Source organism: Treponema sp. OMZ 788, assembly GCF_024181245.1.
Lineage (GTDB): Bacteria > Spirochaetota > Spirochaetia > Treponematales > Treponemataceae > Treponema_B.
The window spans coordinates 143,272-159,594 of record NZ_CP051199.1 but is presented as its reverse complement, the minus strand read 5'-3'; the positions used below and the strand labels follow the sequence as shown (position 1 = coordinate 159,594).

Genomic DNA, 16,323 nt, shown 5'->3' with positions numbered 1-16,323 from the left:
ACCCCCGTATCCTCCTTTCGGGGGTTCTTTTCTTTTTTAGAAGAAAATTAATCTACTTTTTTATAAAAAAATCGGAATCCAGAACTTCAACAGAAGCGGAATCCTTCCCAAAAACGGATATGGAATTATCTTTATAAAACAAAAAATAGGCAGGCCTTCCGGGGTTTCCGATGAGGGGAAAATCCTCCGTTATCAAACTTTGCAAAAGAGTCCGTGCTTTTTCTTCTCCCAGAACATAGCAAGATGTAGAAAGAGCATCGGCAAGGGCAGAGCTTTCGCTCATAATTGAAACAGCATTTAAATCGTTTTGTACAGGATAGCCGGTTTTCGAATCAAAGATGTGATGATAAATTATTCCGTCTTTTTTGATAAATCTTTCATAATTACCTGAGGTTACAAGGGATGCATCCTGAAGATCTATACCGGCAGCAGAATTATTTTTGCCTATTATAGGATTTCTCAAAGCAACTTTCCAAGTTTTTCCCGACGGATTTTTACCGGAAGCTAGGATGTTTCCTCCAAGATCTATTAAAAAATCCTTTATGCCGTAATTAAAAAGTATTTTTGCAATCTTATCGGCAGCATAGCCCTTGGCAATCCCGCCAAGATCCAGCCTCATACCTTCTTTTTTTAGAAAAACCTTATTACCGTCACTTAGGATTATATTTTTATAGTCTAAAAGGGGCAAAACCTTTTTGATATCTGAGGGAGAAGGCACGGCCTCATTTTCAAAGCCGATGTTCCAAATTTTGACCAAGGGTCCGATGGCAGGGTTAAAGGCTCCATCGGTTAATTCAGCCATCATAAGGGAAATTTGCAAAAGCTCATATAATTCAGGCGAAACTTCTATAGGAGAATTGCCCGCAGCTTTGTTAAGACGCTCCAGCTCAGACTCTTCTGTAGAGGTTAATCCTTTTAGGTTATTATTTTCTGCCGAAATCTTATCGGTGTTTGCATTAAAGATTGAATCAAGCCGAAGCAGTGCCTCATGTGTTTTTTCCAAAACTGCTTCAGCATTTTTTTTAGGCTCATAAGTCAGGATACGCACCCTGCAAACAGTCCCAAGAGCAACCCATGTTTTTGAATACTCGGCCCGTTCAGGTTTACAAGAAAAAACAAGAAGAATTAAAAAAAAAGGGAAAAAATTAAAATGTTTAAGCATAAATCAAGGAACTAAATCAATTATCTTGTTCTTTTTTTTGTTTTATTCCGGTTAAAATCAAATTTATACATAGACCTATTCCGCATACAACAATAAAAGAATCGGCAGCATTAAATGTAGGCCAGCGTTCCATTCCCAAAATACCAAAAAATTTTACATCTATAAAGTCGACAACGCCTTCAGATCTAAAAAAGCGGTCTATAATATTTCCGAAGCCTCCGCCTATTATTCCGCATATAAACCATCTTTGAGCTTTTGTCAATTCCGCAGATCTCATATATGCCCCGGTAAGGGCTAGCAAAAGTAAAAATGGTAAAAAAACCAAGAATATCTTTCTTGGAATTTCTCCGAAACCGGCTCCAAGGCTGAAGGCTGCCCCGGTATTGTATACAAACCTTAAATTTAAAAGGTCCCCGATTAACGGAATCACTTCATTTACGGACATATATTTTACAACCAAAATTTTGGTAACTTGGTCTACAATAATAACTATTGCAGTAAGTAAAAAAGGAAGATAATAATCTTTTTTATTGTTCACAGGATCCTGCCTTATAATACATATAAATTTTGTTCTTTTGATCGGCGTGTATTAACATACCGGGTTAAGTCTGTCATGTTTTGGACTATGATTCTGTCATCATAAACCGATATACGGCCTTGATCGATAAACTTACGCATATTGTCTTCGGTTTCTTCTTTTGAAAGACCCGCCCAACGGGAAACCTCTTCAATTGTGGTATCAAAGGTTCTCATCTCCGTTGTTCTGTCAAGACTAGGCTGGGTTTCATCCAACATGAGAAAGACATCAGCTATTCTTGCAGGCTTGTCTTCAATAGTTAAAATCATAAACCTCCGTCTTTGTGCATAGATTCGCCTTACAAAGGTTTTTAAAAGACGCATGGCAATGGCCGGATTTCCCTTCATTAATATTTCAAAGTTTTCTTTATTGAATTCGAGGGCCATCACATCGTCATAAGCTATGGCTGAGGCCGAACGCGGAGAGTTATCCAATATGGCCATCTCTCCGAAGATCTCCCCGGGCTGCAAAATATCAAGATTCTTTTCAAATCCGTTTATAATCTTTATAAGCTGAACTCGTCCTGACTGTATCAAGTAGAATGATGAGCCGGGCTCAAATTCTGCAAATATAACAGACCCTTTAGGAAATTTTTTTGCAAATCGTGAAAATGAAGAAAAAAGATCCGACATAGTTTACGCTCCTTGCAGGCGGCTGCTGCATTCTTTTTGCAGTTCCCGAATTTTACCTATTATACCGGCACCCGACAAGATTGCAGCCTTATCAAAAAAGGCTATTGCCTTATCGGGTCTTTCCATATCCATATAACACATACCAAGATACATTAGGGCATCTCCTATTTTTACAGACTTGGGATGTTGAGAAATAAAGCCCGTTAAAAGCTGTAAACAGCGTACATATTCTTTTTTTGCATACAAACTTTTTCCGGCACCTATATAGGCATTATCTGTAATTTCTTCTCCGGCACCGGCTTCAATTACTGCATGGTATTGATCATAAGCGGCTTCATACTCTTCTTTTTCAAAAAGATCTTCAGCCTTATTATACGCAAGATGAACGGTTCCGTCAGAAACAGGAGCCGGTTTTTCGTGCGGCATGATAACAGACTCATTATTATGTCCTTCTGCATTTCCAAAAGAGCGGCCTGTAACTTCTGCTGTGCTCCTGATAATTTGCTCTACTTGCGAAATATATTTCCCTCCGGGATAAATAGTCTTATATCGGGCTCCTACCTGTCCTGCAGCCTTATAATGTTGGGAGGAATAAAAGGCATTCATAACATTGAAAAGGCCCTCTTCAGGATTTGTTTCTTCTTCACTATCCAAAAGCGAGGCCAGCTGTCTATGGATAGTCCTTAATTGACGGGAAAAAACCTTTATCATCTGTAAAATAATGCGGGTATTTGTCTGTGCAAAGGCTTCAAATTCCTTGCTTGTAAAAGAATAGACTATGGAGTCTGTTAGAACCATTGCACTTTCTTCCCTTGGATAATTACCCAATGCGGACTTTACTCCAAAGAATTCTCCTGTCTTTATATAGTCGGTAACCTGTTCTCCCGTTTCAATGTCTATAGATGTAAGAGCTATGCTGCCCGTGTTTAAAAGAAAGACACGCTCATCAAAGTCTCCCGAGAAATAAACAACTGAATTTGCCTTGTAATTAATAGCCTTAGGCATTACGGCCTCCCAATATAAAACTTGCGTTCTAACATTCTAACATATTTTTTAAGAAAAACCTAGTCCTTCTTTCTTTTTTTTGATATAATCTTTTTATGGTGGATTTACACACTCATTCAACAGCATCCGATGGAACATTTACCCCCTCAGAACTTGCAGCTGCCGTTAAAAAAGAGGGAATTTCGGCCTTTGCATTGACGGATCACGATATTTTAAGCGGCTTAGATGAGGCTGCGGAAGAAGCTAAGAGGCATGGCATAATTTTTATACGAGGTGTAGAAATAAGCGTTAAGTGGAGCCCCGGAGAGCTTCATTTATTGGGGCTTGATTTACGCAAAGATTCTCATGAGCTGAATATGCTCTTACAGGATTTGCAGGATGAAAGAATCAACAGAAATCAAAGAATGGCCGAAAAATTAAAAAAAGCAGGTTTCGATATTTCATATGAAAAGGTGAGAGACTTTGCAGGCGGAGATAAGGGCTTAGGAAGACCCCATTTTGCGGCCTACATGGCAGCCCATAAAATGGTCAAAAAAAAATCAGGAGGCCTTTGATAAGTATTTTGCCAAAGGGCGGCCTTTTTTTGAAGAAAAAGAAAATGCAGACCTTGCTGCAGCAATTTCGGCCGTAAAATCGGCAGGCGGAATTCCTGTCTTAGCCCATCCAATGTCCCTATATTTATCTTGGTCTTCTCTCCCCGATGTTATAGCCGATTTTAAAAGGCAGGGCCTTGTAGGACTTGAAGCGTGGAATTCTTCGACAAAGTACAATGATTGTAAGCGGTTAGAAAAACTGGCGGCCTCACTTGATATGCCCGTAACTGCGGGAAGCGACTTTCATGGAACAATCCGAAAAGACAGAAAACTAGGAGAAAGCTCAAAAAACGGCATAAAGATTGAAGACCGCTTTTATGAAAATTTAAGAGCTATTCATCCTGACCTTCCGCCTCTGCCTATAGCTAAATAGGCCTTTATTAGAAGATTAAAATTATGCAAAAAGAAATCGTAAAAACAAAAAAGATGGTTTTCGGTGCCTCATGTATAGCGGACTTAAAGGACGGCAAAACCGTTTTTATTCCTTATTCCCTCCCTGATGAGGTCTTGGAAATTTCAATCGTAAAGGAACATAAAAATTATACCGAGGGAAAAATCGAAAAAATTTTAGAAAGATCTCCCCATAGGGTAGAACCGAAATGCCCTCACTTTTATACTTGCGGCGGCTGCAATCTTCAAACAGCTGATGACGAGTATCAGCACTTTTTACGCAAGTCAATGGCTCTTGAAGCCCTTGACAGGGCTTTAAACTCTAATTTTAATTCTAGTAATAGTATTTTTGTAAGCGGCCCGGATTGGGAATATCGATCCCGCTTTCAGTTTTATGTTGACAAGGACGGCTCTCTTTCTTTAAAAGAAAATAAAAGCTCCGATTCGGTAAAGATAAGGGACTGCCCTGTTGCGGTAACTGCAATAAGAAACCTTTTAAAATCCGATTTAAAAGAATATGAGCCGAATTCCAGAGTCCACATTTTTTCGGACGGAGAAAAAATTTTTACCGAAAAAAATGCAAAAGACTGCGAGGTGCAGATTGCGGGGAAGAAGATTAAATTTAACCCTTTGGGCTTTTTTCAATCGAATTTAAAAATGACCGAAAAACTGATAAACATGATTTTTGAACATACGGAAATTGCAGGCCGTATTTTAGATTTTTATTCTGGTGTAGGAACCTTTTCTCTCTTTGCTTATGATAAGGCAAAAGAAATTCATCTTGTCGAGCATAATAAACACGCCCTCGCCTATGCTAAGGAAAATTTTGAAGTAAATAAAACTTCTGCATCAAAGGGAATTGAAGGAACCTTCAAAGATAAAAGCTCAGAGCCTAAAACTTTTTATCATGGCTTGGACGGAAAAAACTGGGCAAAGACTAAGGAAGCAAAACTCAAATTCGATACGGTCTTTATAGACCCGCCGAGGAGCGGCATAGACAAGGAAGCCCTATCTTGGCTTTGCTCAAGCGGCACAGACCAAATTTCTTATATTTCCTGCGACCCGGTAACCTTCGCCCGTGATACTGCGAAGCTTCTTTTGTCAGGCTACAAATTAGAAAAACATTTTTTATTCGATTTTTATCCTCAAACACACCATATCGAAACTTTAGGTGTTTTTAGGAAGGCTTGATTAAACCTTGACAAAATATATTATATACATTACCATGTGTATGAGGAGGTGTATTATGCGAACAAATATAGTTTTAAATGATGCCTTGGTCGAGGAAGCTTTTAAGTATTCAACTGAAATTCATACAAAAAAAGAACTTATCGAAACAGCTTTAAAAGAATATGTCCAAAATCGTAAAATCAAAGATTTGAGAGAGTTAAAAGGTAAAATATTTTTTTCGGAAGATTATAACTATAAAGAAATGCGGGCAGGAAAATGATTTTAGTTGATACCTCTGTTTTGATAAGCTATTTGAAAAATCAAAATAATGAATCAAATTCCAAATTTGAATATATTTTAGAAAGACGACTCCCCTATGGTATAAATCTATTTATTTATCAAGAAATTTTACAGGGTGCCAGAAATATTAAAGAGTATAACTTGCTCAAAAAGTATTTCGAAACAATTCCCCTATATCACTTGAGATATGGTCAAGATTCCTATGAAAAAGCTGCAATGATAAACTTAAAATGCAGACAAAGAGGTATAACCATTAGAAATACGATAGATTTGCTTATAGCAGAAACAGCAATTGAAAATGATTTATACTTATTACATAACGATAATGATTTTACAAATATGGCAAAAGTTATAAAAGAGTTAAAACTATATAATTAAGATTTTACATTATCAATTCCCTCATGCCCGACTATAGACAAATCTTACAAAACAAGTTACAATCAAAATGGTCATTAAAATATAAATTTTTTATAGCCGAAGAATTAAATTAGGAGGTCGCTCTGATGATAGCTTTATACATTGCTCTGGTCATAACGGTTATTATTTTATTTTCTATAGCCGTTGTAGTTCCGGAACAGGAAAGTTATGTTATTGAAAGACTTGGAAAATATTCGCGGACTCTCACCGCAGGTTTCCATATTTTAGCACCCTTTATAGACAGGATTGCCTATAAGCAAAACTTAAAGGAAGAAGCCTTGGATGTAGATCCGCAAGTTTGTATTACGGCCGATAATGTTCAGGTACAGGTAGACGGAATTCTCTACCTAAAGATTTTTGATCCGGTTAAGGCCAGCTACGGAATCGACAATTACCGCTATGCAGTTGCTCAGCTTGCAAAGACAACTATGCGAAGCGAAATAGGAAAGCTGGAACTTGATAGAACCTTTTGCGGAAGAGAAGGCCTAAACGACAATATTGTAAAGGCTTTAGACGAGGCTTCCGACAACTGGGGCATAAAGGTTACCCGTTACGAAATACGGGATATCACACCCACCCGCACAATCCTCGAAGCTATGGAAAGACAGATGAGGGCCGAACGCGAAAAACGGGCCAACATTCTTTCGAGTGAGGGAAAACAGCAATCCCGCATAAATATTTCTTTAGGTAAAAAGCAGGAAGCCATAAACAAGGCTATGGGCGAAAAACAACGAAGGATCAATCTCGCTGAAGGACGCTCAAAAGCTATCGAGATAACGAGTAATGCGACAGCCGAAGGCTTGCGTTTAATTGCAGAGGCTCTTTCTCAGCCGGGAGGAAAAACAGCTATGGGAATCCGCCTAGCCGAAAACTATATTCAAAGATTTGAACACATTATCAAAAAATCAAATGTTTCTGTTTACCCGGAAAATATTGCAGGCCTAGCAGCTTTTACCGATATTATTAAAAATTCCGGAAAAGAAATGAAGAACTTAGAGGGAGGTAGAAATGCTTAATTTTATAATCCCGTCTGTTATTACGGCTGTCATTGCAATAGTTTTTATTGTTGCTCTTTTTAGAAGCATCCGAATTGTTCCGCACAAGGTTGCTTTAATTGTAGAACGCTTAGGAAAATACCACACAACCTTGGATGCAGGCTTCCACATTCTGTTTCCATTTTTGGATAGGGTAAAATACAAGCAGAATTTAAAGGAACAGGCTATCGATGTTCCGGCCCAAGACTGTTTTACCAAGGACAATGTTCAGGTACGGATTGACGGTATCCTCTACCTTCAAGTATTCGATCCGATCAAGGCAAGCTACGGTATAAGAGACTACCGCTATGCAACAATTCTTCTTGCACAGACAACCATGCGTTCGGTGGTAGGACAGCTTGATTTGGATGACACCTTTGAAGCCCGCGAACAGATAAACGCTCAGGTCGTAAAGGCCGTGGATGAGGCTTCAGATCCTTGGGGCGTAAAAGTTACGCGCTACGAAATTCAAAACATAAGAGTTTCCGACTCTATCATGGATGCAATGGAAAACCAGATGAAGGCCGAACGCGAAAAGCGGGCCGAAATAGCTCACTCCGTCGGAGAGATGGAAACGGTTATTAACCTTTCGAGAGCCGCTTATGAAGAAGCCGTAAACATAAGCGAGGGCGAAAAAGAGAGAATGATAAATGAAGCGGAAGGACAAGCCCGAGAAATTGTTGCCGTTGCCGAAGCTACAGCTGAGGGTATTAAAAAGATTGCCGCTTCTACCCAAATTCAAGGCGGTATGGAAGCTGCAAAGCTCACCGTTTCTCAGGAATGGATAAACGCTTTAAGTTCTATAGATGAAAAAACAAAGATTATTATGTCGGCAGATCTCACCGATATAAAGAAGATGACCATAGACATGGCCGAAGAAATAATCCAATAATTTTTATGCACTGCAGGACTTCTGCAGTGCATTTTCTTTTTACCTGCACAAAATTTTATAAGAGTCTTATGGGGGCAAAATGTTCAATCTAAAAAAAAGCAGTTTTATTTTTTTTACATTAATTTTTATAATATCTTGTTCAAATAAACAGATTGAATTTACCGGAAAATATTTAACATACACAAACACACAAGAAGGTTATGACATCGATTACCCTTCAGAAATTTTAAAACCGGTAGAAGGCTCTCATCCGCAACAAGTATTTATAAGTGATGACGGAACCGTAAACTTATCTGTTTCAGTTTTGAATATAGAAGAATCCGGCCCTGAGTTTATTTTTAAAACAGCCGAAATTCTTGAAAAAAAAGAAGCGGAAAATTTTACGGTAAGCGATAAAAACATAGGCCGCGACGGATTTATTTTAAAAGGCTACTCAAAAAACAAAATGTTTTTTTGTCAGACTCTTGCTATAAACGAAAAGTTTTATACAATCAGATTCGAATATAACAAAAAAGATTATGACACATATTGGGATATTTTAACCCATATAATAGACTCTTTTGAGTTGACTTCAGCTTCTCTCACTCATACAAATACTTACGATGAAGGAAAACTGATTTCATTTGCGTTTTCGTTTTTATCGAATGTGTACTGGGAAAACAACTTTAATCTTCTATTAAAAAACTCAAGTCCCAAATTAGCTGATTTTATACATCCGGAATACGGAGTAAGGCGTTTTTATAATCCGGGCCCTCAAGTCTTACTTTTTTCGGCAGAAGAAAATTTCGGCTTTGATGAAAGCACCGATTTTTCTACAACACCCTCAGCAAATAAGTTTGGAGGCTCAATTCCTTTTTATGACAAAATGCCAGGCGGAGGCCTTTGTGAAAAATCAAACGATAAAGACGGAGTATATTGTGCAGTCGTAAAAGAGCTCCCTAAAGCTGTTGATCCTAAAAGTTTTCAAAACGGAGAAATAAAAGAATTAAAAATAAGCCTCCCCAAAAACTACAAGGCTGTCTTAAAAATCGCAGTTTTGGATGAGGGTTTTATAAAAAACACATTTTATTTTTTCGACATTGAAGATAAATGGTTTTTGCTATTTGTAGATGACAGTGACTGCTCGGCTTAGGGTAATTCCCAAAATTCTTTTATAGTTTTCTTGACTTTTACACTAAAAAACCTTATTTTAATTCTGTAAGAGCCTTGAAACAGTTCACTAAGGTATTGATAAAGGCGGATTGCAATTAATTTTTTGGAGGCCCAACATGAATGTTAGAGTTGAAGATTCTGCGAGAGATAAAATCAAAGAAAAAAATACCGACTCGGTTTATTGTGCACTTCAAATGTGCGCTTCTTGAGGGGGTACGAGATTAGAACCGACCGTGTATGTCGGCGTGCCCAATAATTTAGGTAATTTCGATAAATTTGAGGACAACGGAATTACCGTTTACGTTAAAAAGGGAACACCCTCTGTTAACGGAACATTGACGATTACAGTCGGATCATTTTTATGGTTCGAAAAGCTAATGGTTGACGGAATGATCTAAGAATCAAAAATCGGTAAGATAAAAATCTTACCGATTTTTTTATTGTCTGCTAAATTCAATTCTACTTTGAGACCTTCCTAACTTTGAAAAGTAAGTCCCTATCGTAAAATAAAGAAGAAGAAATAAGAAAAGCATTCCGATATTTTTCCAATCAATAGACAAATTAATTTGAGTAAATTCGTTTGAACTTACATAATAGTATGTCGGGAAAAGGCGGGAAATATTTACAATAAAATCCGGCAGCAATTCTTGTTCGACAAAAACGCCCGAAATAAAAGCCAATGAAAGAGGAAGAACTGTACCGATTATACCCATAACCGAACCCTTTTTTAAAAAAGAGTTAAACATAAAAGTTAGAGCCAAAACAACGGCAGTATATATTAGAGCATTAAATGCATAGAATAAAAGAGGGATATTTTCTAACCTGTTAATATTTGTAATAACTGCAAAACCTATCAAAATTGAAAGAACGGCAACTACTACAGTTAATTGAGCCAAAAAATTTTCACAAACAAATCTTAATGTAGAAAGAGGTGAAACATTATTTCTAATCTTTAAGCGTTCATTATTTAACTCGAACATAGCCCAGCCCACCGAATTAAGAATAACGGAAAAAACTATCCATCCGAAAAAATTGAAAAAAACTTTAAACCAAATATTTACCGAAAGATTTTTTTGAAAGCTAACCTTATTTACCTTTGTGTTCACTCTAAGAGCATCTTCGATTTTTTGAAAATCAAAAATACCTTGTGATTTTTTTTACGCTGGCCGCAAATGTTAAATACATATTTACCTGAAGATCTATATAGAATCCTGACTTTTTTCTGTCATCCTTGAAACTTATAAGAGCTTTTTTACCATTCATTATATTTTCTTCCATATTGTTATTTAGTATAAGGCCTGCATGTATTCTTTGTAAGGAAATTCCTTTTTTCATTTCCCGTAAAATCTCTTCATCAGTTTTGTTTTTTCCGTCGATTATAGAAACATCATGTTTTGACTTCAAATAAGAAATTAACTTTTTTGACAGTTCAGAATCATCATTGTCGACTATGCTAACGCTAAGAGGAGTTTCAGCAAATTCGCTTACCTGAGAGTCTTGAGATTTTAGCGTCATAAAACTTATAAACAAAAAAATCACAACATAAATCATTGTACTGATTTTTTTTGTCCAAACTAATCTTAGAAAGTTTTTATAAACTATCATATTGCACCTTCCTTGAATTAATAAATGAAAGCGATAAAAATATTATAATACCTATTGTGTAAACAATAAAAAATGCAGGCATAGAACTATATTCTCCCAAAATATTTATATTGTAAAGATTGGTCGTAAAAAGAGCTATAGGATTTATTGTACCTAAAATAGGCACAGCATTTTCAAGAGACATTTTTATTTCAGGCCCCATCATGCCGGATAAGAAGGCTAAAAAAAGACTTGAAAAAACACAGATCATACTTTTTGATTGTGTATCGCCTATAGGAGCAGAACCTATAAATAAACCTACAACCGATCCAAAAATATTTGCATAAACCAAGAGTAAAAGCGTAACCTTAAAATCTGTTATAAATGGTATCTTTAAAACAAAGAGCACAAAGGAAATATATATGAGATTGGCTGTAAGATTAAAAACGATATAAAATATAATTCCTGCAAGATAAGAGTAAAAGCGTTTAATGGGAGTCGTACAAATTCTTGCCCCCAGTTTTGAAATATTTCCCTGTATCTTTAAAGCAACATCTATTGATCCGAACATTGTGTAAATTGAAACCATAGCCAAAAGAGAATAGAATAAGATAATACTCAAACTCATTTTTTCATTTTTACTTTCAATATAATTTTTACCGTATTGAAAAGAATTTATTGGAACATTGAGAGCTTCAATTTGTTTTATTTGGTCGATTACGGTTTTTGTTATTGTCTGTGATAAACCATCCTCGCTTACGCGAATTGATTGGCCGGCTTCAATAAAGGTTTTTATTTTTTTTGTTCGGAGCATTTCATTTGCATCAGCTTCTGCAATTATTTTTGTATCAAACATTCCGGTAAATTCGAGAGTACGATAAATGGGATTATTTTTTTCGATACCGATTTCTATTTTACCGGCATCATAATTACCTACAGCCGAAAATATCGTAAAGTAGAGTGAAGACAAAAGTATCGGATATACAAGAGTCCAAAACATTCCGTCTAAAGAATGAAGCATATCTATACTATAATATTTTATTTCGCGTAAAAAGAATTTCATCAGTCTCTTAACTCCTTTCCCGTAAGCTCCAAGAAAATATCGTTTAAGCTGGGTAATTCCGAATATAACTTGGTATAAGCCAAGTTGTTATTGTTTATAAATAAGATAAGTTCATTTAAGTTGTTAATCGAATTTTCAAAACTGATTAAAAATTCGTTTCCGTTTTTGCTAACTTCCAAAACGTGAGGGATTTTTTTTAGATCTTCCTGGAGGTTATCCTTAGTTTCGACAAATTCGACAACCATTTTTTCACTTGTGCGGATCAGCTTGTGCAATTCTTCCAAAGTTCCGTTCGCAATATCTCGTCCTTCATCCATTATGATGATTCTATCGCAAAGCTCTTCTACCTCTTCAAGATAATGGGTAGTGTACACAATGGTACTTCCTTTTTTTGCAAGTTCCTTTATTCCTGAAAGAATGAAGTTGCGGCTTTGAGCATCGACGGCAACTGTAGGCTCATCCAAAAAAATCAGCTCAGGTTTATGGGCGATACCGCAGGCAATATTGAGCCGGCGCAGAAGGCCTCCTGAAAGTTTTTTTGTACGGAAAGAAGCATAATTTTTTAAACCCACAAAATCGATTGCTTCATCGACAAGCTTCTTTCTCTCAGCAGTATTGCTCACATAAAGTCCGCAAAAATAATCTATATTTTGTCTTACGGTAAAATTATAGAAAACAGAAACCTCTTGAGGAACAAGACCTATTCTTTTTTTGATATGGAGGGCATTAGGCTTCATCTCTTCGCCGAAAATATTTATTTCACCCTTACCGTGTTTTAAAAGAGAAAGAATACAGTTTATGGCTGTAGTTTTTCCGCATCCGTTCGGCCCTAAAAGACCTAGAATTTCACCTTCTTTGACTTCCATATTAAAATGATCAAGTGCCGTTTTTTCGTTGTACCTTTTTACAAGATTTTTTACCGTTAAAATCATAATGTCCCCCTATAAAAACTTTCTATATCAATTATGAATAGATTATACCTTATTTTTAAAATTTTAAAAGTAAAAACTGTCATTTTTTTTGAGGTTTAAATATGACATTTGTCATATTAAATTGATGATTGATGTCTTTATTGAAGATAAATTTAAAGAGCCGTTTTCTAAGTTATCTTAAAAAACGGCCCATTATAGTTTTTAATAATTAATTAAAGCTCTTTCGCCATGCGGCAGGATTACCGGGGCCAACCCATTTATTAAGTTGGAATCCGTTTTGAAGGCTCAATGTTATAAATTTCTTTGCTCTTCTTACGGCTTCATACGGCTCAAGCCCGACACCTAAACCGGCTGCGATGGCTGCGGCGGTAGTACAGCCTGCTCCGTGAGTCCATCTTGTGCCGATAAGACCGCCTTCTACTTTTAAGAATTGCTCTCCATCATAAAAAATATCTACTGCAGATTGTTCGCCTTCCAATTTAGCACCTCCCTTAATAAAAACATAGGGAACGCCCATTCCGTGAATAATCTTGCAGGCTTCTTTTATTTCTTCGATTGTAGAAGGAGTCGGCATTTTAGCAATTTGTCCGGCTTCAAAAAGGTTCGGCGTTATTACCTTTGCCAATGGTAAGAGCTTTTCGATAATAAGATTATTAAGCTCGGGGTTTAAGGCAAGATCTCCGCCCTTACAAACCATTACAGGATCGAGAACATAGTTTTTTACATCATATTTTTTTAGATACTCTGCAGAAAGTTCAACTGCGTAATTTGTTGCAAGCATTCCGGTTTTTGCTGCATCAACACCTATGCCTTTAAAAATTGTTTCAAGCTGAGCCTTTATGGTTTGCTCGTCAAGAGGAAAAACCTCATGTCCCCATTCTTTGTCGGGATTCATTGTTGCAATTACCGTGACGGCAGCCATTCCGTATACGCCATACTCTTGAAAAGTCTTTAAGTCTGCCTCTAAACCGGCACCTCCGGATGCATCCGATCCGGCAATTGTTGCGAGTTTTATCATATGTCATTCTCCTACTAGTTTATCATCTATAATTGGGAGAGATTATAACATTTTTTTTGAACTTTGTCTTGTAGTAAAATTAATGTTCAAGTCTCTCAACCGATTCTATTATGCCGCCGCCGATAATATAATCCCCGTCATAAAAAACTGCGGCTTGCCCTTCGGCTACGGCTTTTTCGGGCTCTATAAATTCTACCTTAAATTTTCCTGTAGGTTTAAGCTCCTCAGTTTTTAGCGGAATTAATTTTGCTTTTTTCTTTTGTTGGCGGTAGCGTGTTTTTATCTCAATGTCTATTTCTTTATCTATTATTTTTTTTGAGATTAGGTTGACCTTTGAAGCGATGAGGCTTTCGGCAAAAAGTTCTTTGTCCCTGCCTACAGTAACGGTGTTTGTTTTTACATCTTTTTTTACGACATAGACGGGATAGCCCATCGCAATTGCAAGTCCGCGCCTTTGGCCTATCGTGTAGTATTGAAGTCCCTTGTGCCGGCCTATTTCTTTTCCTTGCGTGTCTACAAATTTGCCTTCTTTAAAAGAATCCTTTGCGAGGGCATTTATTACTCTTGTGTAATCGTCATCGGGAACAAAGCAGATGTCTTGGCTGTCGGGGCGGTGAGCATTTATAAGCCCCGCCTCTTCGGCTATACTTCTCACTTTTTCTTTTGTAAAATCTCCTAACGGAAAAATAGAATGGGAAAGCTGCTTTTGGGTAAGAAGAGCTAAAAAGTAGCTTTGATCTTTTTGGCTGTCTTTAGCCTGTCTTAGTAAAAATCTTTCCTCTCCGCCAATTTCGGTTTTTTCTATTTTTGCATAATGGCCTGTTGCGATCTTATCAAATCCGTCCTTTAAGGCTTGTTCCAAAAAAATGCCGAATTTAATTTTGCTGTTGCATATAAAGCAGGGGTTCGGCGTTCTTCCCAATTTGTACTCTTCAACAAAGTAATCGATGATTGCAGTTTTAAAAGTTTCCCGCATATCGTACACAAGGTGTTTTATACCTAGTTTTGCGGCAACTTTTTTTGCGTCTTCAATATCATCAGTCTGCTCTTTATAAATACCGGTTAGATTCGGTAAAAGCTGCATCGTAACGCCTGTAACATCATACCCCTGATCGATTAATAATTTTGCCGCAACAGCGGAATCAACGCCTCCGCTTAAACCAACAAGAACCTTCATCAGGCTTCAAGACCTCTTAAAACTTCTTCGGGGTTTAAAATCATGGCACAGCCTGTTTCGGCCAATTCTCTTTCGAGAAGGATGCGGCTTTCTATTTGTTTTATGCTCGTAATTTCAGGCGTTTTTGCAGAGCCGATTATCCGCCTGTTTAATTCGGTACCGCAAAAAGAAATTGTATCTATCTTTATTTTTTCGATATAATCATCAATAAAAATTTCACTTTTATACATCGGGTCTTTTATGTTTTTAGAAAGGCAGTCTTTTGCAAAAATATAAAAGAATTTAAGCAAATCTTTTTTTGCATTTTCAATCCAAAGTAGGAAATCGGCTTTTTGTTTTTGCTCATCAGCAAAGAGAGTCGAATACTTTGCATAGCTTTCAGCAAAGATAAAATGAGCAAGAACATTTCCAAGATCATAGGCTATTGGACCGTAAAAGGCGAATTCCGGATCGATTATTTTTATCTTTGTTTTTTCATTTTCGGTTTTTACAAAGATAGAACCTGAATGGAGATCCCCGTGAATAAGTCCTTGAGGATAATTATTGAATTTCTCTTTTAAGGCTGCAACTTTTGCAATGAGCTTGGAGTCCTCATAAAACTTTTTTTTCAACCACTCGGCATTTTCGGGGAACAAAATATTTCTTCCCCTTACATCCTTATAAGGATGAGTGAACACCAAGTCCTCCGTAATTTTACAAAGATCGGGATTATAAAATTTAGAGGCTGTTTGAGATTTTTTTTGATAACCCAAGCATAAATCGGTTGAAGACAAAGAAGTATCTACAATAAAACCAGCAATTAGCTTTTCGAGTCCGTAAAAAATTTTACCGGTCATCAGCTCCGTTCTTAAATTGGAATAAGAACCTATGTCCTCCATTATGATTGCTGCCATCACCGAATCGGTATAAATTAGTTTCGGAGAACAATCAGGAGAATATTCGTTATAAAGTTTTAAAACCTCGGCTTCGCGGGTGCTCCTGTCGGGATTCAAATACCCGTCGGGACGCACCCTTGTTTGAACATCAGCTTGTTTTAAAATAATCGATTTCTTTGTGTTATTGTCAAAAATGCGGTAGACATAGTTTATGTTGCCGTCGCCGATTTCTTCGCAAACTAAATTTTCGTTTGAATCGAAAAAATTGGTATGCTCAAAAACATAATCGATTATATCATCGCCTTCCATTTTATAATGGGAACTAAAGCGCATCTTGCCTCCGTTTTAAT

16 protein-coding genes and 2 pseudogenes are annotated in these 16,323 nt (G+C 36.9%); 8 read left to right on the top strand and 10 right to left on the bottom strand.

The window, feature by feature from the left end:
- Positions 1 to 52 precede the first annotated feature (52 nt).
- Genes E4O00_RS00700 through E4O00_RS00685 form a run of 4 tightly spaced genes read right to left on the bottom strand, consistent with a single transcriptional unit; the run spans position 53 to position 3,376 of the window.
- On the bottom strand, positions 53 to 1,162 hold the full coding sequence (locus E4O00_RS00700) for an FAD:protein FMN transferase (protein WP_253678087.1): 1,110 nt from the start codon (positions 1,160 to 1,162) through the stop codon (positions 53 to 55).
- A 16-nt stretch (positions 1,163 to 1,178) separates the two neighbouring features.
- Positions 1,179 to 1,700 (bottom strand): signal peptidase II, encoded by a 522-nt coding sequence (gene lspA / locus E4O00_RS00695; protein WP_253678086.1) that lies wholly within the window; start codon positions 1,698 to 1,700, stop codon positions 1,179 to 1,181.
- Positions 1,701 to 1,711: 11 nt separating this feature from the next.
- The gene (locus tag E4O00_RS00690) at positions 1,712 to 2,371 is read right to left on the bottom strand and encodes a Crp/Fnr family transcriptional regulator (protein ID WP_253678085.1); all 660 of its coding nucleotides are present in this window, start codon (positions 2,369 to 2,371) and stop codon (positions 1,712 to 1,714) included.
- Between the two features lie 3 nt (positions 2,372 to 2,374).
- A complete protein-coding gene (locus E4O00_RS00685) occupies positions 2,375 to 3,376 on the bottom strand; it encodes a cyclic nucleotide-binding domain-containing protein (RefSeq protein WP_253678084.1) in 1,002 nt (333 codons plus the stop codon).
- 95 nt (positions 3,377 to 3,471) lie between these two features.
- On the opposite strand from E4O00_RS00685, the pseudogene E4O00_RS00680 reads away from it, so the two are divergent.
- The 8 genes and pseudogenes from E4O00_RS00680 to E4O00_RS14020 all read left to right on the top strand — a co-directional run bounded on the left by E4O00_RS00680 (position 3,472) and on the right by E4O00_RS14020 (position 9,722).
- Positions 3,472 to 4,342: pseudogene (locus E4O00_RS00680) on the top strand (PHP domain-containing protein).
- A gap of 23 nt (positions 4,343 to 4,365) precedes the next feature.
- Positions 4,366 to 5,550: a class I SAM-dependent RNA methyltransferase gene (locus E4O00_RS00675; protein ID WP_253678083.1), complete on the top strand. Its 1,185-nt coding sequence runs from the start codon at positions 4,366 to 4,368 to the stop codon at positions 5,548 to 5,550.
- A 55-nt stretch (positions 5,551 to 5,605) separates the two neighbouring features.
- Positions 5,606 to 5,809, top strand: a complete 204-nt coding sequence (locus E4O00_RS00670) for a type II toxin-antitoxin system VapB family antitoxin (RefSeq protein ID WP_253678082.1) — start codon at positions 5,606 to 5,608, stop codon at positions 5,807 to 5,809.
- Positions 5,806 to 6,207 (top strand): type II toxin-antitoxin system VapC family toxin, encoded by a 402-nt coding sequence (locus E4O00_RS00665; protein WP_253678081.1) that lies wholly within the window; start codon positions 5,806 to 5,808, stop codon positions 6,205 to 6,207. Before E4O00_RS00670 ends, E4O00_RS00665 begins: the two co-directional genes overlap by 4 nt.
- 125 nt (positions 6,208 to 6,332) lie before the next feature.
- Positions 6,333 to 7,262, top strand: a complete 930-nt coding sequence (locus tag E4O00_RS00660; protein WP_253678080.1) for an SPFH domain-containing protein — start codon at positions 6,333 to 6,335, stop codon at positions 7,260 to 7,262.
- Complete coding sequence (locus E4O00_RS00655; protein ID WP_253678079.1) at positions 7,255 to 8,172, top strand: SPFH domain-containing protein; 918 nt, start codon at positions 7,255 to 7,257, stop codon at positions 8,170 to 8,172. Before E4O00_RS00660 ends, E4O00_RS00655 begins: the two co-directional genes overlap by 8 nt.
- Positions 8,173 to 8,251: 79 nt before the next feature.
- Entirely contained in the window at positions 8,252 to 9,304 is a 1,053-nt protein-coding gene (locus E4O00_RS00650) for a hypothetical protein (RefSeq protein WP_253678078.1), read from the top strand.
- Positions 9,305 to 9,440: 136 nt separating this feature from the next.
- Complete coding sequence (locus E4O00_RS14020) at positions 9,441 to 9,722, top strand: CC/Se motif family (seleno)protein (protein ID WP_305880171.1); 282 nt, start codon at positions 9,441 to 9,443, stop codon at positions 9,720 to 9,722.
- Positions 9,723 to 9,761: 39 nt separating this feature from the next.
- On the opposite strand, the pseudogene E4O00_RS14065 reads toward E4O00_RS14020, so the two are convergent.
- The 6 genes and pseudogenes from E4O00_RS14065 to mtnK form a co-directional block, all read right to left on the bottom strand.
- Positions 9,762 to 10,929, bottom strand: a pseudogene (locus E4O00_RS14065) (ABC transporter permease).
- Positions 10,916 to 11,971, bottom strand: a complete 1,056-nt coding sequence (locus E4O00_RS00635) for an ABC transporter permease (RefSeq protein WP_253678075.1) — start codon at positions 11,969 to 11,971, stop codon at positions 10,916 to 10,918. Before E4O00_RS00635 ends, E4O00_RS14065 begins: the two are co-directional and overlap by 14 nt.
- Positions 11,971 to 12,903 (bottom strand): ABC transporter ATP-binding protein, encoded by a 933-nt coding sequence (locus tag E4O00_RS00630; RefSeq protein WP_253678073.1) that lies wholly within the window; start codon positions 12,901 to 12,903, stop codon positions 11,971 to 11,973. Before E4O00_RS00630 ends, E4O00_RS00635 begins: the two co-directional genes overlap by 1 nt.
- Positions 12,904 to 13,111: 208 nt before the next feature.
- Positions 13,112 to 13,921, bottom strand: coding sequence for a bifunctional hydroxymethylpyrimidine kinase/phosphomethylpyrimidine kinase (gene thiD, locus E4O00_RS00625; RefSeq protein WP_253678072.1), 810 nt, complete (start codon positions 13,919 to 13,921; stop codon positions 13,112 to 13,114).
- A gap of 79 nt (positions 13,922 to 14,000) precedes the next feature.
- Positions 14,001 to 15,098 (bottom strand): tRNA 2-thiouridine(34) synthase MnmA, encoded by a 1,098-nt coding sequence (mnmA, locus tag E4O00_RS00620; RefSeq protein WP_253678071.1) that lies wholly within the window; start codon positions 15,096 to 15,098, stop codon positions 14,001 to 14,003.
- Positions 15,098 to 16,306: an S-methyl-5-thioribose kinase gene (gene mtnK / locus E4O00_RS00615; protein WP_253678065.1), complete on the bottom strand. Its 1,209-nt coding sequence runs from the start codon at positions 16,304 to 16,306 to the stop codon at positions 15,098 to 15,100. The genes mnmA and mtnK overlap by 1 nt, the downstream gene beginning before the upstream one ends.
- Between the last annotated feature and the right edge of the window lie 17 nt (positions 16,307 to 16,323).